This window comes from Streptomyces sp. NPDC087300 (assembly GCF_044744425.1).
Classification (GTDB): Bacteria; Actinomycetota; Actinomycetes; order Streptomycetales; family Streptomycetaceae; genus Streptomyces.
In genome coordinates this window covers 639275-660050 of sequence record NZ_JBIUYI010000006.1, presented here as the reverse complement: position 1 = coordinate 660050, position 20776 = coordinate 639275, and the positions used below count along the sequence as shown (strand labels likewise).

Annotated in this window: 19 protein-coding genes and 1 tRNA gene; 8 read left to right on the top strand and 12 right to left on the bottom strand. The window is 70.3% G+C overall.

Going from position 1 to position 20776, the window contains the following annotated elements; translation table 11 throughout:
• Positions 1 to 32: 32 nt before the first annotated feature.
• From ACIO9J_RS28050 to ACIO9J_RS28040, 3 genes are read right to left on the bottom strand one after another with little or no spacing between them, the layout of a single operon-like run.
• Positions 33 to 908 (bottom strand): cytochrome c biogenesis CcdA family protein, encoded by an 876-nt coding sequence (locus ACIO9J_RS28050; protein ID WP_402005227.1) that lies wholly within the window; start codon positions 906 to 908, stop codon positions 33 to 35.
• Complete coding sequence (locus tag ACIO9J_RS28045) at positions 905 to 1660, bottom strand: DsbA family protein (RefSeq protein ID WP_402005224.1); 756 nt, start codon at positions 1658 to 1660, stop codon at positions 905 to 907. The genes ACIO9J_RS28050 and ACIO9J_RS28045 overlap by 4 nt, the downstream gene beginning before the upstream one ends.
• 60 nt (positions 1661 to 1720) lie before the next feature.
• Complete coding sequence (locus tag ACIO9J_RS28040; RefSeq protein ID WP_402005221.1) at positions 1721 to 2146, bottom strand: hypothetical protein; 426 nt, start codon at positions 2144 to 2146, stop codon at positions 1721 to 1723.
• Positions 2147 to 2229: 83 nt separating this feature from the next.
• On the opposite strand from ACIO9J_RS28040, the gene hrpA reads away from it, so the two are divergent.
• The 3 genes from hrpA (at position 2230) to ACIO9J_RS28025 (ending at position 6865) form a co-directional block, all read left to right on the top strand.
• A complete protein-coding gene (gene hrpA, locus ACIO9J_RS28035; protein ID WP_402005218.1) occupies positions 2230 to 6213 on the top strand; it encodes an ATP-dependent RNA helicase HrpA in 3984 nt (1327 codons plus the stop codon).
• Between the two features lie 95 nt (positions 6214 to 6308).
• Positions 6309 to 6383, top strand: a tRNA-Asp gene (locus ACIO9J_RS28030).
• 239 nt (positions 6384 to 6622) lie between these two features.
• Positions 6623 to 6865 carry a DUF6274 family protein gene (locus tag ACIO9J_RS28025; protein ID WP_402005215.1) on the top strand — a complete coding sequence of 81 codons (243 nt, stop codon included), beginning with the start codon at positions 6623 to 6625 and terminating at the stop codon, positions 6863 to 6865.
• A 524-nt stretch (positions 6866 to 7389) separates the two neighbouring features.
• Here ACIO9J_RS28025 and bldC read toward each other — a convergent pair.
• Together bldC and ACIO9J_RS28015 are read right to left on the bottom strand one after the other, a co-directional pair.
• Positions 7390 to 7596, bottom strand: coding sequence for a developmental transcriptional regulator BldC (bldC, locus tag ACIO9J_RS28020; RefSeq protein WP_003949541.1), 207 nt, complete (start codon positions 7594 to 7596; stop codon positions 7390 to 7392).
• A 536-nt stretch (positions 7597 to 8132) separates the two neighbouring features.
• A complete protein-coding gene (locus ACIO9J_RS28015) occupies positions 8133 to 9002 on the bottom strand; it encodes a hypothetical protein (RefSeq protein WP_402005212.1) in 870 nt (289 codons plus the stop codon).
• Between the two features lie 210 nt (positions 9003 to 9212).
• Between ACIO9J_RS28015 and ACIO9J_RS28010 the strand changes: the two genes are divergently transcribed.
• Positions 9213 to 10292, top strand: coding sequence for a Leu/Phe/Val dehydrogenase (locus tag ACIO9J_RS28010; RefSeq protein ID WP_402005209.1), 1080 nt, complete (start codon positions 9213 to 9215; stop codon positions 10290 to 10292).
• Positions 10293 to 10605: 313 nt separating this feature from the next.
• A complete protein-coding gene (locus ACIO9J_RS28005) occupies positions 10606 to 10860 on the top strand; it encodes a DUF3073 domain-containing protein (protein WP_402005207.1) in 255 nt (84 codons plus the stop codon).
• A gap of 143 nt (positions 10861 to 11003) precedes the next feature.
• Here ACIO9J_RS28005 and purM read toward each other — a convergent pair whose 3' ends face one another.
• Together purM and purF are read right to left on the bottom strand one after the other, a co-directional pair.
• Positions 11004 to 12104 (bottom strand): phosphoribosylformylglycinamidine cyclo-ligase, encoded by a 1101-nt coding sequence (gene purM, locus ACIO9J_RS28000; protein ID WP_402005204.1) that lies wholly within the window; start codon positions 12102 to 12104, stop codon positions 11004 to 11006.
• A gap of 38 nt (positions 12105 to 12142) precedes the next feature.
• Entirely contained in the window at positions 12143 to 13669 is a 1527-nt protein-coding gene (gene purF, locus ACIO9J_RS27995) for an amidophosphoribosyltransferase (RefSeq protein ID WP_402005201.1), read from the bottom strand.
• A gap of 196 nt (positions 13670 to 13865) precedes the next feature.
• Between purF and ACIO9J_RS27990 the strand changes: the two genes are divergently transcribed.
• The 3 genes from ACIO9J_RS27990 to ACIO9J_RS27980 all read left to right on the top strand — a co-directional run bounded on the left by ACIO9J_RS27990 (position 13866) and on the right by ACIO9J_RS27980 (position 16921).
• Positions 13866 to 13964: a putative leader peptide gene (locus tag ACIO9J_RS27990; protein WP_402005199.1), complete on the top strand. Its 99-nt coding sequence runs from the start codon at positions 13866 to 13868 to the stop codon at positions 13962 to 13964.
• A gap of 77 nt (positions 13965 to 14041) precedes the next feature.
• Positions 14042 to 15445: a sulfatase gene (locus ACIO9J_RS27985; protein WP_402005196.1), complete on the top strand. Its 1404-nt coding sequence runs from the start codon at positions 14042 to 14044 to the stop codon at positions 15443 to 15445.
• Positions 15446 to 15577: 132 nt separating this feature from the next.
• Positions 15578 to 16921 (top strand): LPXTG cell wall anchor domain-containing protein, encoded by a 1344-nt coding sequence (locus tag ACIO9J_RS27980; protein ID WP_402005193.1) that lies wholly within the window; start codon positions 15578 to 15580, stop codon positions 16919 to 16921.
• Here ACIO9J_RS27980 and ACIO9J_RS27975 read toward each other — a convergent pair.
• The 5 genes from ACIO9J_RS27975 to ACIO9J_RS27955 are packed head-to-tail and all read right to left on the bottom strand — an operon-like array spanning position 16848 to position 20677.
• Entirely contained in the window at positions 16848 to 17732 is an 885-nt protein-coding gene (locus tag ACIO9J_RS27975) for an META domain-containing protein (protein WP_402005190.1), read from the bottom strand. The genes ACIO9J_RS27980 and ACIO9J_RS27975 overlap by 74 nt on opposite strands.
• Positions 17733 to 17790: 58 nt before the next feature.
• The gene (locus ACIO9J_RS27970; protein WP_402005187.1) at positions 17791 to 18591 is read right to left on the bottom strand and encodes a sterol carrier family protein; all 801 of its coding nucleotides are present in this window, start codon (positions 18589 to 18591) and stop codon (positions 17791 to 17793) included.
• A 10-nt stretch (positions 18592 to 18601) separates the two neighbouring features.
• Positions 18602 to 19243 carry a TetR/AcrR family transcriptional regulator gene (locus ACIO9J_RS27965; RefSeq protein ID WP_402005185.1) on the bottom strand — a complete coding sequence of 214 codons (642 nt, stop codon included), beginning with the start codon at positions 19241 to 19243 and terminating at the stop codon, positions 18602 to 18604.
• Positions 19244 to 19278: 35 nt separating this feature from the next.
• Positions 19279 to 20124 carry a M23 family metallopeptidase gene (locus ACIO9J_RS27960; protein WP_402005182.1) on the bottom strand — a complete coding sequence of 282 codons (846 nt, stop codon included), beginning with the start codon at positions 20122 to 20124 and terminating at the stop codon, positions 19279 to 19281.
• Positions 20125 to 20161: 37 nt separating this feature from the next.
• Positions 20162 to 20677 carry an ArsR/SmtB family transcription factor gene (locus ACIO9J_RS27955; RefSeq protein ID WP_402005179.1) on the bottom strand — a complete coding sequence of 172 codons (516 nt, stop codon included), beginning with the start codon at positions 20675 to 20677 and terminating at the stop codon, positions 20162 to 20164.
• Positions 20678 to 20776 lie beyond the last annotated feature (99 nt).

The following is a 20776-nucleotide window of genomic DNA, read 5'->3' as shown; positions in this document are numbered from 1 at the left end:
TCACCTAAAAGGGACGTACCTCTGCAGGGGCTCTACCTCTGCTCGGCCTCCACCACATCCCGCTCCTGACCACGCTCCGGCTCACGCACCCGCCCACGCCGCCAGGACCGCACCCCGAGCACCGCCCCCACCAGGACCACGACCCCGATCAGGAGCACGGAGTCCGGCACGGCACGGCCCACGCCGCCCGCCCACTGCTCGACCGCGAACGAGTCGTCCACGTCGAGCAGTCCGGGCAGCGCGGTCGTCCCGTCGTACGCGAGGAAGAGCGCGCCGAGCCCGATGAAGAAGAGTCCGGAGAGCAGCGAGGTGGTGTGCAGCTCGAACCGGCCGAGGGTGAACGTCCGTCCGCGCAGCCACCGCCGCCGCCCCAGGTCGAACCGCTCCCAGAGCAGCGCGAGCAGGAAGAGCGGCACGGCCATGCCGAGGGCGTAGACGGCGAGGAGCAGGCCGCCGTAGACGGGGCTGCCGCTCACCGCGGCGACCGTCAGGACGCTGCCGAGGATCGGGCCCGCGCAGAATCCGGCGAGCCCGTACACCGCGCCGAGTGCGTACACCGAGAACGCGGTGGTCGGCCTGATCCGGCCGGACAGCTCGGCCATCTTGCGCGAGGCGAAGCCCATGCCGAGGATCTGGAGCACCCCGAGCCCGATGATCAGCCAGCCGGCGACGAGCACCAGCTGGTCGCGGTGGCCGAAGAAGAACCGGCCCGCGTACGACCCGGCGGCGCCCAGCGGCACCAGGGTCGTGGCGAGTCCTGCGTAGAAGATGCCGGTGCGCGCGACCAGGCGGGTCTTGGAGTCGATCGAGTAGGCGAAGAAGGCCGGCAGCAGCAGGGCGCTGCACGGGCTGACCAGGGCGAGCAGGCCGCCGAGGAAGGCGGCGAAGTATCCGACGTCGGCGGTCACTTGGCGCCCGCCCCGCCCCGGCCCTTCGCGCTCTTGGCCGCCGCCTCGATCGCCTGGTGGAAGACCTGGTCGGGCTGTGCGCCCGAGACGGGCCGCCCGTTGATCACGAAGGACGGCGTCGAGGTGGCGCCGAGGCCGTACGCCTCCTCCTGGTCCTTCTTCACCGCGGCCTTGGCCGCGTCGCTGTCCGCGTCGGTGGCGAAGCGGCCGACGTCCTTGACCCCGGCCTCCTTCGCGAGCTCCTTGAGGCGGTCGGCGCCGAAGCCCTTCTCCTTGGACCCGTCGGCGTACGCGGCCTCGTGGAACTGCCAGAAGCGGCCCTGCTTCCCCGCCGCCCACGCGCCGCGCGCGGCCCGCTCGGAGTCCTCACCGAAGATCGGGAAGTTGCGCCACTCGATGCGCAGGGTGCCCTCGTCGACGTACTTCTTCACGAGGCCCGGCTCGGTGTCGCGGGCGAACTTGCCGCAGAAGCCGCACTTGAAGTCGGCGTACTCGACCATCACGACGGGCGCGTCGGCGCGGCCCTGCGCGAGCGGGTCCTTGGCGTCGCGCCGGGCGAGCTTCTCCAGCTCGGGGTAGACGCCGGCCTCCGGCTCCGCGGAGACGTCGGCTGCCGCCTCTTCCTTCACGGTCTTGTGGGAGTCGTCGGGCCTGGTCGCGGTGTAGGAGGCGACGCCGAGCAGCACGGCGGCGACGGCGACACCCGCGCCGATGGCGATGTTGCGGCTCTTCTTGTTGTCGTTCTCGGGCATCAGAGCGATCTCTCTTGTCCTGTTGTACGTCGATGAAGGGGCCCCTGAGACAGGGGCCTCCTACACGCGCAGGATCGAGAGGTCGAGCGGGGAGGGCGGGGTGAGCGCGGGCGGCGCGCGGCCGGGTGCCATCGAGAGCACGGCCTGGTCGACGCCCCACGCGCCGGACGCGGCATGCGCGTCGTACAGCGCGGGGAGCAGTTCGTAGGAGGCGCCGGAGCGGGCCGGGGTGCCCGGCACGTGGTCAGCGTCCTGGCCGCCGCCCTTGCCGCAGCCGGGCACGCCGGCTCCGTCGGGCTCCTGGGCGCGGGGCGCGTCGGCCGCCGGCACGGGCGCCGCGGACACGACGAGCTCCGCGGCCCGCAGGGGTCCGCTCGCCCCCGTCGCCCCCGCCGAGGCCGTCGCGGGCCCGGCGCAGAACACCCCGAGCACGACGAGCAGCACGCCCACCAGCGGGCACCACGTCGTACGGGCACGGGACAACATGCCCGGAATCGTACGTGCAAGGGCACCCCGCCGGAGAAATCGGTTCGCCACCGCCGAGTCGCGGGTGAGATCCTGGGACCCGTATGTCTACGCAGCCCGCCCTCGCCCTCGACACCCTCGCCCCCCGTCTGTCCGAGCTCTCGCTGCGCGACGAGCACCGGATCGGCCGGCGGCTGGAGGGTGCGCGCCGGATCCGTAAGCCCGAGGCCCGTGCCGCGGTCCTCGCCGAGATCGCCGAGGACGTGGAGAAGGCCGCGGCCAGGATGGCCGAGCGCGGCTCCCGCGTGCCCGCGATCACGTACCCCGAGCAGCTCCCCGTCAGCCAGAAGAAGGACGAGATCGCGGAGGCGATCCGCGACCACCAGGTCGTGATCGTCGCGGGCGAGACCGGCTCCGGCAAGACCACGCAGATCCCCAAGATCTGTCTGGAGCTCGGCCGTGGCGTGCGCGGCATGATCGGCCACACCCAGCCGCGCCGCATCGCGGCCCGCACGGTGGCCGAGCGCGTGGCCGAGGAGATGAACACGCCGCTCGGCGAGGCCGTCGGCTGGAAGGTCCGCTTCACCGACCAGGTGAACCAGGACGGCACGTTCATCAAGCTGATGACGGACGGCATCCTGCTCGCCGAGATCCAGACCGACCGCGAGCTGCGCGCGTACGACACGATCATCATCGACGAGGCCCACGAGCGCTCGCTCAACATCGACTTCCTGCTCGGCTACCTCGCTCAGCTACTGCCCAAGCGCCCGGACCTGAAGGTCGTCATCACCTCGGCGACCATCGACCCCGAGCGGTTCTCGCGGCACTTCGGGGAGGCGCCGATCGTCGAGGTCAGCGGCCGTACGTACCCGGTGGAGGTGCGCTACCGCCCGCTCCTCGAAGAGGACTCCGAGGACTCCGACCGCGACCAGATCACCGCGATCACCGACGCCGTCGAGGAGCTCCAGGCCGAGGGCAAGGGCGACATCCTCGTCTTCCTCTCCGGAGAGCGCGAGATCCGGGACACGGCGGACGCGCTGAACAAGAGGAACTTCCGGTTCACGGAGGTACTGCCGCTCTACGCCCGGCTCTCGCACGCCGAGCAGCACCGCGTCTTCCAGCAGCACACGGGCAGACGCATCGTGCTCGCCACGAACGTCGCGGAGACCTCCCTGACGGTCCCCGGCATCAAGTACGTGATCGACCCGGGCACGGCCCGCATCTCCCGCTACAGCCACCGCACCAAGGTGCAGCGCCTGCCCATCGAGGCGATCAGCCAGGCCAGCGCCAACCAGCGCAAGGGCCGCTGCGGCCGTACGTCGGACGGCATCTGCATCCGGCTCTACAGCGAGGACGACTTCGTCTCGCGCCCCGAGTTCACGGACGCGGAGATCCTCCGTACGAACCTGGCGTCCGTCATCCTCCAGATGACCGCGGCCGGGCTCGGCGAGATCGAGAAGTTCCCCTTCATCGACCCGCCGGACCACCGCAACATCCGCGACGGCGTCCAACTCCTCCAGGAACTGGGCGCGTTGGACCCCGCCCAGAAGGACCCGAAGAAGCGCCTGACCCAGCAGGGCCGCAAGCTCAGCCAGCTCCCCGTCGACCCGCGCCTGGCCCGCATGGTCCTGGAGGCCGACAAGAACGGCTGTGTGCGCGAGGTCATGGTGATCGCCGCCGCGCTCTCCATCCAGGACCCGCGCGAGCGCCCCGCCGAGAAGCAGGCGCAGGCCGACCAGCAGCACGCCCGCTTCAAGGACGAGACGAGCGACTTCCTCGCCTTCCTGAACCTGTGGCGGTACGTGCGCGAGCAGCAGAAGGAGCGCGGCTCGTCGTCCTTCCGCCGGATGTGCAAGGCGGAGTACCTGAACTTCCTGCGCATCCGCGAGTGGCAGGACATCTACACGCAGCTGCGTACGGTCGCCAAGCAGATGGGCATCCATCTGAACGAGGACGACGCCCCCGAGCAGCACGTCCACATCTCGCTCCTCGCCGGTCTGCTCTCCCACATCGGGATGAAGGACGTGAAGGAGTCCAAGGACAGCAAGGACAAGGACCCCAAGCAGCGCGGCGGCGGGCGCGGCGAGTACATCGGCGCGCGCAACGCCAAGTTCGCGGTCTTCCCCGGCTCGGCGCTCTTCAAGAAGCCCCCGCGGTTCATCATGTCCGCGGAGCTGGTGGAGACCTCGCGCCTGTGGGCGCGGGTCAACGCGCGCATCGAGCCCGAGTGGGTCGAGCCGCTCGCCCAGCACCTGCTCAAGCGCACGTACAGCGAGCCGCACTGGGAGAAGGACCAGGCCGCGGTGATGGCGATCGAGAAGGTCACGCTGTACGGCGTCCCGATCGTCACCGACCGCAAGGTCAACTACGGCCGCATCGACCCCGAGGTCTCCCGCGACCTGTTCATCCGGAACGCGCTGGTCGAGGGCGACTGGCGCACCCACCACAAGTTCTTCGCCGCCAACCGCAAGCTCCTCACCGAGGTCGAGGAGCTGGAGCACCGGGCGCGGCGCCGCGACATCCTCGTGGACGACGAGACGCTCTTCGACTTCTACGACCAGCGGGTGCCCGCCGACGTCGTCTCCGGCGCCCACTTCGACTCCTGGTGGAAGAAGAAGCAGCGGGACGAGCCCGAACTGCTCGACTTCGAGCGGTCGATGCTGATCAACGAGAAGGCGGGGGACGTCTCCAAGGACGACTACCCCGACTCGTGGCGGCAGGGGCAGCTCAAGTTCAAGGTGACGTACCAGTTCGAGCCGGGCGCGGACGCGGACGGCGTCACCGTCCACATCCCGCTCCAGGTCCTGAACCAGGTCACGGACGAGGGCTTCGACTGGCAGATCCCCGGGCTGCGCGAGCAGGTCGTGATCGAGCTGATCCGCTCGCTGCCCAAGCCGATCCGCCGCCACTACGTCCCCGCGCCGAACTACGCGACGGCGTTCCTGGAGCGGGCCGTGCCCCGCCAGGAGCCGCTGCACGTCACGCTGGCGCACGAGTTGCAGCGGATGGTCGGGGTGCCGGTCACGCCGGACGACTTCGATCTGACGCGCGTGCCCGAGCACTTGAAGATCACCTTCCGGATCACCGACGAGCGCCGCAGGAAGCTCGCCGAGGACAAGGACCTGGAGGCCCTCAAGCTCAAGCTGAAGCCCAAGGCCCGCCAGGCGATCTCGCAGGCGGCCGCGGCGACGGCGGAGCGCACGGGCGGCTCGTCCGTCGAGCGCGCGGGCCTCACGGACTGGACGATCGGCACGCTCTCGCGCGTCTTCGAGACCCGGCGCGCGGGCCAGCCGGTGAAGGCCTACCCGGCGCTCGTGGACGACGGGGACACGGTCTCCGTGCGCCTCTTCGACACCGAGGCCGAGCAGCTCCAGGCGATGTGGCGCGGCATGCGCCGGCTCATCCTGCGCAACATCCCGGTGAATCCGGCCAAGTTCGCCTCGGACAAGCTGACCAACCAGCAGAAGATCGCCCTGTCCGCGAATCCGCACGGCTCCACGCAGGCACTCTTCGACGACTGCGCGATGGCCGCCGCGGACAAGCTGATCGCGGACTTCGGCGGTCCCGTCTGGGACGAGGAGTCGTACCGCAAGCTGTTCGACAAGGTGCGCGCCGAGATCGTCGACACGACCGTGCGCGCGGTCGGCCAGGTCCAGCAGGTCCTCGCCGCCTGGCAGGCCTGTGAACACCGCCTGAAGTCGACGAAGAGCCCGACGCTGCTCGCGAACCTCTCGGACGTGCGGGAGCAGCTGAACGCTCTCATCAAGCCGGGCTTCGTGACGGAGACGGGCATCAGGCGCCTCGCGGACCTGATGCGGTACATGGTGGCCGCGGACCGGCGCCTCCAGCAGATGCCGACCAACGTCCAGCGGGACACCAGCCGCATGGCGAAGGTCCACGAGATGCGCGACGAATACCTGTGGCTGCTCGAACAGCTGCCGCAGGGCAGGCCCGTTCCGCAGGAGGTCCTGGACATCCGCTGGATGATCGAGGAGCTCCGGGTCAGCTACTTCGCGCACGCGCTCGGCACGGCGTACCCGGTGTCGGACAAGCGGATCGTGAAGGCGATCGACGCCGCCGCACCGTGATCACACCGGCACACAGGGTGAGTTCGACCGCTGGGCCTGCGCTGCTGTAGAGTCCTGTCTCGCAGCGCAACGCAGCAATCAGCGCAGCGAAGCAAGGTCCTGTGGAGCAGTTTGGAGTGCTCGCCACCCTGTCAAGGTGGAGGCCGCGGGTTCAAATCCCGTCAGGACCGCATCGACGAAGGCGGGCCGCACCGAAATGGTGCGGCCCGCCTTCGTGTTGGCCGGGCGAGGGACGCGCCCCCCCTCCCGTGCGCACCACCCGACCTGCCCCGCCCCACGTCACTCGTACGAGACCCGGGCACGCCCCCCTCGGATCCGGCCCGTTGCCGTTCCCGCATCTTGACTGCGTCACATTCCGCCGGTACCCCAGACATCAGGGAGCCGCGGGAGGCTCCCCAGGAGGTGACGCATGACCGCTCTTCCGGCGTCTTCGCGGCACGAGACACGCGCCCTGCTGCGCGCCCACCTCGCCGCGGCCCACAGCTACCGCCACCTGACCCGGCACTGCCCGATCTGCCACCAACTGCTGAGGCTCGCCCTGGAGCCCGCACAGAGCGGTTCCGGCGAGCGCGAGACGGCCGGGACCGGCTTCGTGCGGGAGAGCGCCGCCGAGGACGGACCGAGCGAGGACGAAAGTCCCCCCAACGCATGACCAAAGGCGACGCGCGCGCCGCCCTCCCGGTGGGAGGCTGAGACGTGCGAGCCTTCGGAGCGGAGCCGATTCCCCAATAGCGCAGGGGCATCGGGGTCAACAAGGTTCACGGCATGTGACGGGTGTCACCGAACAAGTTTTGGGAACCCCTGAACTTACGCCCTCCCTACAATGGGCCAATTTAATATGTGCAATTGCACTACCTCGCGAGCGCTCCCCTCTCACCTCCTCAGAGACCAACAAGGGCGCTCACGGACCCCCTCACCAGCGGGTCCGCCGCACACAAAAGCGAGCGTCCGAACGGACTTCCGGCACCGGCCGAGGGCACAAAAAAGATCGCGCTGGACCCGGCGGAGTCCAGCGCGATCGGACGACGCACCCATCAGGCTCGGGCGTGGGCCTCGTTGGGGCGAGACCCTCGTCGCGTGTAGCTATATGTCGGGCGTTACGGCCAGGTTGGGGGACCCGGCAGCAGTGGTGCTCTTCGCCCGAGTTGTGCGGGTTACTGCTGGTTAAGCGGTAGTTCAGGCCTCGCTGCGCTGCTGCGGGATACCCGCGAGCAGTGCGCGGACCTCAGCCTCGCGGTAACGGCGGTGTCCGCCGAGCGTGCGGATCGACGTGAGCTTGCCAGCCTTCGCCCAGCGCGTGACCGTCTTGGGGTCGACGCGGAACATCGTGGCGACCTCAGCCGGGGTCAGCAGCGGCTCGGCATCAGGGGTGCGAGCGGTCATGAGCGGCCTCCTCGGGAGAACCGAACCTTCTCGGTTCATTCCTCTAAATTCTGCACCTTGACCCGCGTTGCCCGAAATGGCGGACGCGAGTCGAGTCGGTTATAGGACGAACGGCTTGTCCTCGGCACTACAACTACACCATCCGTCCAGCCGCGTCGGCCAAACCGATGGAATTGCCCTCCCAGGTGTTCATCACCGACGGAAGCCGATGGACCATGCCATAGCGGACAGTCACGTCACAGTGACGATCAGTCACAGAGCGATCAGGAGTCAACAGACCCCCCATAGCGTGCAATGTCGAGCATTCCGCCCTTACTTGGACGGAAGGAGCCCTCCCCGGACTCCTTGTCCTATTTTGGCACGAGGGGGGGTGATGGGCGCAAGGGCCCAGTAAGTGCGGTCCGTCACGCTTGAGGCAAAGGCCCGGATCGGGACCTACGTCCCGGCATGGGACGACCACGGACCCGACCCCACTCCTGACCCCCGACCCCGGGACCGCGTGCCCTCGGACCCGAGGACCGCGTGACCGTCGGACCTCAGTTCGCGAACTGAAGGTCCCGGACCGCCCGCCATCGCTCCACGAGCCTCGCATACGCCTCGCCGGCCGCCTCGCCGTCGCCGTCGCGCAGCGCCTCGATTCCCTCGGCCACGTCCGCCGCCGAGTGGTCCCCGTCGAGCTCCTCGGCGGAGAGCGCGTGCACGAGCCCGCCGTAGTCGAGCTCGACCAGGGAGCGCGGGTGGAACTCCTCCAGCCACCGGCCGACGTCCACGAGGCCCTCGATGAGCGGACCGTCGTCCATCGTGTCGCGCAGCGTCCGCAGACCGCGCGCCACCCGGCGCCGGGCCTGCACCATCGGCGTCCGGTAACGCAGCACGGGCGGCGAGCCAGGACTGGCCCCCTCGGACCCGGCCGCGCCCGCGCTCCGCTCGTAACTGCGCTCCTCGTCGGTGACGAGCACGAACCAGTGCAGCGGGACCTGCCAGGTGGCCGTACGGATCCAGGGGCGGGCGTCGGGGTTGCGGGCCAGCCACTGTTCGTAGTCCGCGGCCGTCTGGCGCCGGAGCACCGGCGGGAGCACCGCGTCCAGGACCGGCACGGGCAGCTGCTCGGCCAGCTCCCCCATCGCCTGCCAGCCGCGCAGCCTGGTCCGCCACGGGCAGACGCACAGCACGCCGTCCACCTCCACGACGAAGGCGTCACTGCTCTCGTGCACCGGCACGGGCACCGGCGGCGTGGAGATCAGATCGGCCAGGGAGCGGCGCAGCTCGTCCTGGTAGGAGGGGCGGTCGGCGCGCCGGGCATAGCGCGACCAGTGGCCGCGCTCCGGCTCGGGGAAGGCGGCCAACGGTTCGTACACACGCAAGTAGGACGCGTACGGGACCGTCACCGATGACACCTTGGGCACTGCTGCTCCCTCCCCCTCCTACCGGCCGGAAAACACGGTCGAACACGCCATGGCCGAACTCCGCCCCACTCCGGCGTACTCCGGGAGAGGGTGATCCTCGGCACTGCGCGGTCAAGGGCGGTGGGCAGGCTCTAGTCTCATGCCCATCGGGCCCCCGCCACCCGCACGGGAGCCCGCCCAACCGCCGCTATTCGACCGGGAGTCACCACAGTGACCGAAGCAGACAACGGCGTCCTGCACACCCTGTTCCACTCGGATCAGGGGGGCCACGAGCAAGTAGTGCTCTGCCAGGACCGCGCCAGTGGCCTCAAGGCCGTCATCGCCCTCCACTCCACCGCTCTGGGCCCCGCCCTCGGCGGCACCCGCTTCTATCCGTACGCGAACGAGGCGGAGGCCGTCGCCGACGCGCTCAACCTCGCGCGCGGGATGTCGTACAAGAACGCCATGGCGGGTCTCGACCACGGCGGCGGCAAGGCCGTGATCATCGGCGACCCGGAGCGGATCAAGAGCGAGGAGCTGCTCCTCGCCTACGGCCGCTTCGTCGCCTCGCTCGGCGGCCGGTACGTGACGGCCTGCGACGTCGGCACCTATGTCGCGGACATGGACGTCGTCGCCCGCGAGTGCCGCTGGACGACCGGGCGCTCCCCCGAGAACGGCGGCGCGGGCGACTCCTCCGTACTGACCGCCTTCGGTGTCTTCCAGGGCATGCGCGCCTCGGCCCAGCACCTGTGGGGCGACCCGACGCTGCGCGGGCGCAAGGTCGGCATCGCGGGCGTCGGCAAGGTCGGCCGGCATCTCGTCGAGCACCTCCTGGAGGACGGCGCCGAGGTCGTGATCACGGACGTGCGCGAGGAGTCCGTGGCCGGAATCATCCACAAGCACCCCTCGGTGACGGCGGTCGCGGACACCGAGGCGCTGATCCGCCACGAGGGCCTCGACATCTACGCCCCCTGCGCGCTCGGCGGCGCCCTGAACGACGCCTCCGTGCCGGTGCTGACCGCGAAGGTGGTGTGCGGCGCCGCGAACAACCAGCTCGCGCACCCGGGCGTGGAGAAGGACCTGGCCGACCGGGCGATCCTCTACGCGCCCGACTACGTGGTGAACGCGGGCGGCGTGATCCAGGTCGCCGACGAGCTGCACGGCTTCGACTTCGACCGGTGCAAGGCGAAGGCGGCGAAGATCTTCGACACCACGCTCGCCATATTCGCTCGCGCAAAGGAAGACGGCATTCCGCCGGCCGCGGCGGCCGACAGGATCGCCGAACAGCGGATGGCGGACGCCCGCCGATAGACCACGGAATGTGATCTTCCGGTCACCCGTGGCGCCCCGCGGGAGGCCCGCCGACGAACCTGGGAGACAAGACTCACCCCCGTCGGCGGGTCGCCCGGCAAGAAGAGGTTAAAATCGCAGTTGACCAGCGAGGAAGGGGCTCCTCGTGGGTTGTGCGCCGAGGCGCGTCCTGCGGGCGACGTACCGTATGGCCGCAGGAGCAGGTACCGTGGAAGCCCTACGGACCGGTCTCTCCGAGGAGAGCCCGTTCCCGATCATGAACGCGTGTCAAGACTCTGGGGCCACCGAGCCCCATATCCGAGGGGGTCGAGCCATGGGGCGCGGCCGGGCAAAGGCCAAGCAGACGAAGGTCGCCCGCCAGCTGAAGTACAGCAGCGGCGGGACTGACCTGTCGCGTCTGGCCAATGAGCTGGGCGCTTCGACTTCGCAACAGCCGCCGAATGGCGAGCCGTTCGAGGACGACGACGACGAGGAAGACGACCCGTACGCCCAGTACGCGGATCTGTATAACGACGACGAGGACGAGGACGAAGAGTCCGGTCCGTCGTCGCAGCGCCGCGGCGCTTGACCTCGTTGCATACGCAGTATTCAGCGCATACGCAGTATTCGCAGTTCTCATAGCAACTGCACTTCACCCGGTCCGGGGTGGTCATCACGCCGGACCGGGTTTTGTGCTGTCCCGAGGACTGCCGCGCGGACGGTCTCACCGGCCTACTTGGCGTAGTCACCGATCAGGGCGGCGCCCGTGGTGTGGTCGCCGCGGTCGGTGATCTCGCCCGCGACCCAGGCCTCCACGCCACGGTCCGCGAGGGTGGTGAGCGCCGCGTCCGCCGACTCCTCGGGGACGATCGCGATCATGCCGACGCCCATGTTCAGCGTCTTCTCCAGCTCCAGGCGCTCGACCTGGCCGGCCTTGCCGACCACGTCGAAGACCGCGCCCGGCGTCCACGTCTCGCGGTCGACGATCGCGTGCAGGCCGTCCGGGATCACCCGGGCCAGGTTCGCCGCGAGGCCGCCGCCCGTGATGTGGCTGAAGGCGTGGACGTCCGTGGTGCGGGTGAGCGCCAGGCAGTCCAGGGAGTAGATCTTGGTGGGCTCCAGGAGCTCCTCGCCGAGCGTGCGGCCGAACTCCTCGACCCGGCGGTCCAGGGCCCATCCCGCGCGGTCGAAGACCACGTGCCGGACGAGCGAGTACCCGTTCGAGTGAAGACCGGACGCCGCCATGGCGATGACCGCGTCCCCCTTACGGATGCGATCAGGACCCAGCAGCCGGTCGGCCTCGACCGCGCCGGTGCCGGCACCCGCGACGTCGAAGTCGTCCGGGCCGAGCAGACCGGGGTGCTCGGCGGTCTCGCCGCCGACCAGGGAGCAGCCCGCGAGGACACAGCCCTCGGCGATGCCCTTCACGATGGCGGCGACACGCTCGGGGTGGACCTTGCCGACGCAGATGTAGTCGGTCATGAAGAGCGGCTCGGCGCCGCACACGACGATGTCGTCCATCACCATCGCGACGAGGTCGTGGCCGATGGTGTCGTACACGCCCAGCTGCCGGGCGATGTCGACCTTCGTGCCGACGCCGTCGGTCGCCGAGGCGAGCAGCGGGCGGTCGAAGCGCTTGAGGGCCGAGGCGTCGAAGAGCCCGGCGAAGCCGCCGAGACCGCCGAGGCCCGCGACCTCGGGACGCTGGGTCTTCTTGACCCATTCCTTCATCAGCTCGACGGCGCGGTCGCCCGCTTCGATGTCCACGCCCGCGGAGGCGTAGCTGGCACCTGTGCCCGTGTGCGGAGCACGCTCAGAAGACTCAGTAGACATGGTGAGTTGAGAGCTTTCGTGTCGTTACTACGTGGGACTCACGGGCGACGGATCGCGTCGGCCGCTGCCGTGGATGCCGGGCCCGCTGCCAGCTCCGTCTCCAGGAGCTGCTTGCCGAGCAGCTCGGGGTCGGGCAGATCCATCGGGTACTCGCCGTCGAAGCAGGCGCGGCAGAGATTCGGCTTGTCGATGGTCGTGGCCTCGATCATGCCGTCGATGGAGATGTAGGAGAGCGAGTCGGCGCCCATGGAAGTGGCGATCTCGTCGATCGTCATGCCGTTGGCGATGAGCTCCGCGCGGGTCGCGAAGTCGATGCCGAAGAAGCAGGGCCACTTCACGGGCGGCGAGGAGATCCGGATGTGGATCTCGGCGGCACCGGCCTCGCGGAGCATCTTGACCAGGGCGCGCTGGGTGTTGCCGCGCACGATCGAGTCGTCGACGACGACCAGGCGCTTGCCCTTGATGACTTCCTTGAGGGGGTTCAGCTTGAGGCGGATGCCCAGCTGACGGATGGTCTGCGAGGGCTGGATGAAGGTCCGGCCCACGTACGCGTTCTTGACCAGTCCCGCGCCGAAGGGGATGCCGGACGCCTCCGCGTACCCGATCGCGGCGGGGGTGCCGGATTCGGGAGTCGCTATGACGAGGTCGGCGTCCACGGGGGCTTCCTTGGCCAGTTTCCGGCCCATCTCGACGCGCGAGAGGTAGACGTTCCGGCCGGCGATGTCCGTGTCGGGGCGCGCCAGGTAGACGTACTCGAAGACACAGCCCTTGGGCTTCGCTTCCGCGAATCGAGACGTTCGCAGTCCGTTCTCGTCGATCGCGACGAACTCGCCGGGCTCGATCTCGCGGACGAAGCTGGCGCCGCAGATGTCGAGCGCAGCGGACTCCGATGCGACGACCCAGCCGCGCTCCAGGCGGCCGAGGACCAGCGGGCGGATGCCCTGCGGATCACGGGCCGCGTACAGCGTGTGCTCGTCCATGAAGACGAGGGAGAAGGCGCCCTGCACGTCGGGCAGGACCTTGGCGGCCGCTTCCTCGATCGTCAGCGGCTTGCCGTCGTCGTCGGTCTGGCCCGCCAGGAGAGCCGTCACCAGGTCGGTGTCGTTGGTCGCGGCGACCTGCGTCGCGCGGCCGTTCTCCTTCGGCAGTGCGGCGACCAGCTCGGCGAGCTGGGCCGTGTTGACGAGGTTTCCGTTGTGCCCGAGCGCGATGGAGCCGTGCGCGGTGGCACGGAACGTCGGCTGGGCGTTCTCCCATACGGAGGCCCCGGTGGTCGAGTAGCGGGCGTGACCGACCGCGATATGACCCTGGAGCGAGCTGAGAGAGGTTTCGTCGAAGACCTGGGAAACGAGGCCCATGTCCTTGAAGACGAGGATCTGGGAGCCGTTGCTGACCGCGATTCCCGCGGATTCCTGGCCCCGATGCTGGAGGGCGTAGAGCCCGAAGTACGTGAGCTTTGCGACCTCTTCGCCCGGAGCCCAGACACCGAAGACGCCACAAGCGTCCTGGGGGCCTTTCTCGCCGGGGAGCAGATCGTGATTGAGTCGACCGTCACCACGTGGCACGGCACCGAGTGTAGGCGAGATCGACCACTGGTCCGAATTGGGGATACGGAACCTGTACGGACCGTGATCGCGGTGCGGCTCCTCCCGTGCGGCGCCCGGGGCCCCCGCCGTCCGGCGCCGCGGAGTACGAAGCCCTTGTGAACAGGCGGCCCCGTTCGTTGACAGGTACACGGGCGTCCGGCCAGGCTCCTGGGCCATGCAGCCCCTCCGTGACCCGCTGACGGTCACGCTCGTGGAGCGCCGCCACGTCGACCTGGTCCGTGTCGCGAGCGCCATCTGTCGCAGCGCTGCCTGAACCCACCCCCGTAGAACCCCTTCTTCCGACTCCGGGCCGCGCCGCCGTGCCGCGCCCCGTTCAGGAGCGCAGCAGCCATGTCCTCAGCCTCGTACGAAAAGTCCAGCTTGTCCCGGCGTGCCTTCGGCGGTGCCGTGGGCGCGGGTGCCGCCGCCGCGGTCGGGCTGCCCGCCGCGGCCGAGGCCCGGGAGCGGCCCTTCCGCGCGGCCCCGCGGCGCGGCGCCAAGCGGCCCAACATCCTCTTCATCCTCGGCGACGACCTCGGCTGGGCCGACCTCTCGTCCTACGGATCGCCGCACATCAAGACCCCGAACCTGGACCGCCTGGCCCGCGAAGGCGTGCGCTTCACCGACGCCTACTCCGGCTCCGCGACCTGCTCGCCCACCCGGTTCAGCCTCTACACGGGACGCCTTCCCGGGCGTACGAAGGGCGGGCTCGCGGAGCCGATCGCCGACAAGTCCGTGGGCCTCGACCCGACCCACCCCACGCTCGCCTCGCTGCTCCGCGACGCCGGGTACGCGACCGCGCTGATCGGCAAGTGGCACTGCGGCTACCTGCCGGACTACTCCCCCACCAGGTCCGGCTGGGACGAGTTCTTCGGGAACTTCGGCGGCGCCCTGGAGTACTACTCGAAGCTGGGCCTCGGCGGCGAGTACGACCTCTACGAAGGCGACGCCGAGTACAAGGACCTGCGGTACTACACGCGCATCCTCACCGAGCGCGCCAGCGCGTACGTGCGGCGCGACCACGGCGACCAGCCGTGGCTGCTCAACCTCAACTTCACCACCCCGCACTGGCCTTGGATAGCCGACGGGGACGAGGAGCGCAGCGCCGAGATCGTCCGGCGGATCAAGGCGGGCCAGCAGGGGGCGCTCTGGGACCAGGACGGCGGGTCCGTCGAGAAGTACACGGAGATGGTGCAGGACCTGGACCGGTCGATCGGTGACGTGCTGCGCGCGCTGCGCAGGTCCGGGCAGGAGCGGGACACGCTGGTGTTCTTCGCGTCGGACAACGGCGGCGAGCGCTTCTCGTACAACTGGCCGCTGTCCGGCAACAAGGGCTCGCTCAAGGAGGGCGGCATCCGGGTGCCGACCCTCGTGCGCTGGCCCGCGCGGATCGACGGCGGGCAGGTCAGCCACGAGCCCGTGTTCACCCCGGACTGGACGGCGACGCTCCTGGAGATCGGCGGCGCACGGCCCGCCCCCGGCCATCCGCTGGACGGCACCAGCCTCGCGCCGTACCTCCTCAAGGGCGAGGAGCTCGCCGAGCGGGAGCTGTTCTGGCGGGTGCGGGGCGAGCGGGCGCTGCGGCGCGGCGACTGGAAGTACTACCGGGGCAAGGGCGGCCCCGACCAGCTCTTCAACCTCGCGGACGACCGGCGCGAGCAGGCCGACCGCGCGGCCGACGAACCCCGGCTGCTCGCCGGGCTGAAGGCGGCGTGGGAGCGGACCGACCGGGGGCTGCTGCCCTATCCCGCCTGAACAGAGCCTTAAGCGCGGCCTAAGGGTCGCCTGGAGGGGGTTCGCGTGGACCGGAGTGATCGCTAGCGTGCGTCGCGCGCGGCCGGTCCCGCCCCGCGTACGCCGCGCGAACCCCACCCCGGAAGGCCCGACATGAAGCTGTACCCGCACGCCCGTCTGATACCGGCGGTCATCGCCGCCGCCACCGCCGTGGGTGTCTCCCCGGCCCCGGCGTCGGCCGCCGACCAGCCCGAGCGGCGCGTCCAAGTGGCCATGGTGAACTTCACGGACAGCTCCGTGCCGGACCCCGGCAAGCTCGAAAGCGCCCTGAAGAAGAGCTACTTCGGCGCCACCGGCTCACTCACCTCGTACTACAACGAGGTCACCGGCGGCGCGACCACGTTCGCGGCCGCCGAGGGTGACGGCGTCACCGGGCCCGTCGACATCGACCTCGCGGCCGCGGGCTGCGACACCGGAAAGATCAACGAACTGACGCGGAAGGCACTGGCCCAGCGGGGCATCGCGGAGAGCGACTACGACCACCTCTCCCTCGTCTACCCGGCGGAGAAGGCCGGCTGCGACTGGCTCGCGCTCGGCACGGTCGGCGGCGGCACCACCTGGATGCCGGTCGGGTCCGACGGCGAGATGTCGATGACCGCCCTGGTCCACGAGTTCGGGCACAACTTCGGCTACAGCCACCACATGCGCCTGCGCTGCCCCGAAGGCGATCTCGGCGCCGGGTGCGAGGAGGACGGCACCAGCCACAAGACCCCGATGGGCGGCGGCGGTTGGGAGGCCGGGCTCACCTCGCCGGAGCTGCTCCACAACAAGTGGCTGACCGGGGACGAGGTCGTCGAGGTCGCCAAGTCCGGTACGTACGACCTGCGTCCGCTGTACGGCTCCGGCGACGGCGCCCGCGCCCGCGCCCTGGACATTCCGCTCGGCGACGACCGGCTCGTCGTCGAACTGCGCCACGAGTCCGGGACGCTCGACGGCGAGATCCAGGGCGTCCACGCCTACCGCGTACCGAAGGGCGACTACGCCAAGTCGGCCCTCGTCGACCCGACGCCGGACGCCGACGAGTCGACGGGCGGGGACGCGGCGGCCGACGCGGACGCCCTGAAGACGGGCGCGAAGCTGACGGACTCGGCGCGGGACGTGGAGGTGAAGGTCGTGCGGGCGGGGGCGGGTTCGGCGCGGGTGGCGGTGAGTCTGGCGGGGGTCGCGGCGCCGGACGCCCGGCCCGCGAAGCCCGCCGGATCAAGCGCCCCGCGGAGCGCCAACGACGCCCGTCCCGAAGGCGGTTCCGCCGAACTGGCCGAGACCGGTGCCGACTCCGGCACCTCGGTCCCGGCCGCGCTCGGCGGCGGACTGCTGCTCGCGGTGGGGGCGGCGTTCCTGCTCAAGTCCCGCCGCCGTACCGCTACTTCTTCTGGTCGTCCTTCTTCTGGTCGTCCGTCTTCCGGTCGGCGTTCTTCTGGTCGGCGTTCGCGCTGATCACCGTGCCGTCGGAGGCGGTGAGCGTCAGCGCGTCCCGCTTCACCTCGTAGCGCGCCTTGCCGTCGAACAGCTTGAGCAGCGCGCGCTCCGTCTTCATCGCGTCACCCGGGCAGAGCTTCCGGGTGGTCGCGGGGGCGCCGAAGGTGATGCTGCCGTCCTTGGCCTCCGCCTTGGCCGTGACGTCGTTGCAGCCGAGGTTGCCGCGGACCTTGCCGTCGTCGCCGAAGGTGAGATGGACCTTGTCGGACAGCGCCTTCGGCAGGGCGGCGGCCGACTTGCCCTCGCCGATGGTGCGCACGGTCCACTTGGTGCCGGTGAGCGGGGCTTCGGGTTCGGCGGGTCCCGAGGTGAAGTCCACGTGGTCTCCCTTGGCGGTGGTGAGGGTCATCCGGTCGCCCTCGACCTTCGCGGTGAACTTCTCGTCGCCGAGGGCGCGCGTGAGGTGCTTCTCGAACGTCATGCGGTCCTCGTCCGCACAGGCCCGCTTCGTCAGCAGGGGCTCCCCGAAGTCCAGGGTGTCGCCCTTGACCGACACATCGGCCCCGGCGTGGTTGCAGCCGTAGCTGCCGCCCGCCCGGCCGTCCTTGCCGATCTTGAGATAGGCGTCGTCCGGCGCGTCGTACTTCTTGCCCCCCAGGGTGAGGCTCTCGACGTTCCATCGGACGCCGGTGACGGGCTGCCCGGCGTCCCCGGCACGGGCGCCGGAGCCGCCTTCTGAGCCGGCCCCGGACTCGGTGCCGCATGCGGAGAGCAGCAGCCCGGCGGAGGCCAGCGCGGTCAGGGTGAGGGTCAGACGCTGCGTGTGCATGGCAATGTGACGGGACAAGTGGGGGTGTCGGTTCCATCGGCCCCGCGCGGCCCGCGGCTCAGCCCATGATCGGCAGCAGCCCCGACAGATCGGCCCGCTCGCCGCTCGCGCTGACCTTCGCCTCGTCGAGCGCCGTCTCCCAGTCCGTACGCCCGGTCGCGAGGCGGATCCAGGTGAGCGGGTCGGTCTCGACGACGTTCGGCGGGGTGCCGCGCGTGTGCCGGGGGCCCTCCACGCACTGCACCACCGCGTACGGCGGCACGCGCACCTCGGTCGAGGCGCCGGGGGCCTTCACCGCGAGCGCGTCGGCGAGCAGCCGGGTGCAGGCGGCCACGCACTGACGGTCGTACGGCACGTCCAGGCCCGGCACCGCGTCGTTCAAGTCGTCGGTGTGGACGGTGAGTTCGACGGTGCGGGTGACCAGGAAGTCGCCGAGGGTCATCGCGCCGAAGCGGGACGGGACCAGGCGCTCGTCCGGTGCCGCCGCCAGCGACTCCTCGATGCCGGTGAACGTGCGCGTGAAGAGCTCGTCGAGCTCCGTGCCCGCCGTCTCGGCGATCTCCCGGGTGTCCGTGTCGACCTGCGCGGCCGCCGTGACCGTGGCGAACGGCCAGTCCATGAGCGGGACTTCGTGCTTCGCCGGTTCCGGCATGCCGAGGTAGCGGTCGACGGTGACGAGCACCATCGCGAGGTGGGCGGCGAGTTCGCGTACGGTCCAGTCTCCGAGCCGCGTCGGCCGGGCGAGCTGCTCCGGGGTGAGCGTGGCGACCGCTTCCCTTACGGCGCCGAACTGCGCGAGCACGGCGGTGCGGATCTTGGCGGAGTCGTACGAGCGCGTGCGCTTCTTGGCCGGTGGCATGGGGCCGAGCCTAAGCGTTCGCCGGATAGCCCTGCAGACCCTTTTCCACCAGGTCGAAGGCGCGTCCCGCGAGGGCCGCGCAGTCCTCGGCCATCTCCTCCGCCGAGTCGCCCGCGACCAGACGGCGGTGGTTCTCCAGGATCACCGCGTGCCGCGCCGCGACGAGCTGGTGGGCCGCTATGCCCGCCATCAGCCGGTCGCCGGTCTCCTCGGCGAGCACGTCGGCGAGCAGCTCGATGCCGCGCAGCTGGAAGAACATCGCGCGGCGCGCCAACGCGGGCGTGTCGCTGACGAGTTGGCGCAGCTGGAGCAGGCGCGGGTCGTCGGAGAGGCCGACCGAGGGGTCGCGCTCGGCGACCTTGGCCAGGAACTGGCGGCGGATCGCGTCGACCGCGGACTCGCCGGGCGCCCGGTGGCGCACGGCGTCGGCGGCGTCCCCGACGTGTTCCTCCATGGGGCCGAGGAGCACGTCCTCCTTGGTGCCGAAGTAGTTGAAGACGGTCATCTTGGAGACCTCGGCGGCCGCGGCGATCTCCGCGACGGATACCTTGTCGAAGCCGCGCGCCACGAAGAGGTCGAGCGCGGTCCGCCAGATCCGCGTCGCGGTCTGGAGCTTCTTGCGCTCGCGCAGCCCCATGGGTTCCTCAGCCATGGCCGCACTGTACCAGGATGAATTTTCATCCAGGTCTAAAGATTGACCGGCTCATCCTGGGCGGCCGTGAAGACCTCGCCGTTCGCGGGCACGCCGACGCCGCGCCAGATGAAGGGCACACCCCGCGCCGTGTCCAGGTCGGGGCCGTCCATCAGCTGGAAGTGGACGTGCGGCTCGGTGGAGTTGCCGGAGTTGCCACAGCCGCCGAGCTCCTGACCGGCGACGACCTTGTCCCCGGCGCGGACCTTCAGGGAGCCACGCCGGACGTGCGCGTACGCGGCGTACGTGCCCTCGCCGAGGTCGAGGATGACGTGGTTGCCGACGATGCGGCGGGCGCCGCCGAGCGACCTGCCGAAGCCCTCGACGACGAACAAGTACAGGAATCCGGCGAGGGAGTTGCGGCTGAGGTGATCGCGCTGGCCGTCCTCCGCGTGCACGACGGTCGCGTCGGCGACGGCCAGCAGCGGGGCCCCGAAGGCCGGGAAGTCCCGGTTGCCGCGCATCACGGGCCAGAGCCAGGCGAAGGCGGGCCTGCGGGGCTCCTCGTCCGGCTCGGCCACGACGTCGATCGCGTACGCCTGTCCGTAGCCGCGCGTGCCGTGGCTCGGCACCTTGTCGGCGGGGCTGTTCAGGGCGGACCAGCGGCCGGTGACCGGCGGCGCGACCTCGACGGGCGCCGGTGGCTCCGACGTCTTGGCCTCGCGGCGCGCGTCGGCACTGAGCAGATAGCTGATCAGGAACACCCCGACGGCGGCGGCGAAGCCGAGCCAGCCCGGATAGGACGGCGGGTCCACGGTGAAGACGACGGCCAGGTGGGCGGCGACGAACAGCAGCAGCAGGCGCTGGATCAGGACGGCGGTCTTGCGCAGACGTACGGACACAACTTCCCCCTCGTACGGAAACGTGCGTGGAAAACGGTCAGGTGACGGGCCGCGCGGCCGTGAGCACCACGAGCAGCGGCACCACCCGCCCGACGGGCACCTCGTACTGGCCGCGGCCCACGGTGTGCAGCCAGCCCGCGCCGGTCAGCTGGCGCAGGTGGTGGTAGATCTGGCCGGTCGTGCCGACGTCGTCGAGCGCGGCGAGTTCGGCCGCGGTGCGCAGGCCGCCGAGGATCTCCCGCAGCAGCCGGAGCCGCACGGGATTGCCGAGCGCGGCGAACGACTCGGCCGTCTCGGCCCAGTCGCCCTCGAACAGCGCCTCGGTCAGCTGCCCGTACTGCCACTCGTACCGGTGCCCGGTCGGCACCCGCACCGACCCGGTGAACAGGACGGCACCGTCCTTGTCCTCGGTCACCGGATGCCGCGCCTTCAGCGCGTCGAGGGCCCAGAAGTCACCCTCCCCGGCAGCGGGCGCGGGCGCGGGCGCCGCCTGCCCGCTCTCCAGCTCCGCCATGCGCCGTTCGAGCTCGGCGACGCGCTCCTCCAGATCCATGCCGTCGACATTACGTAATTACGTAACTTCAATCAAGTGGCATTCCCCGTGGAGTACCCCGTGGCAGACGACGAAGCCCCCGCCGGGACCAGGTCCTGG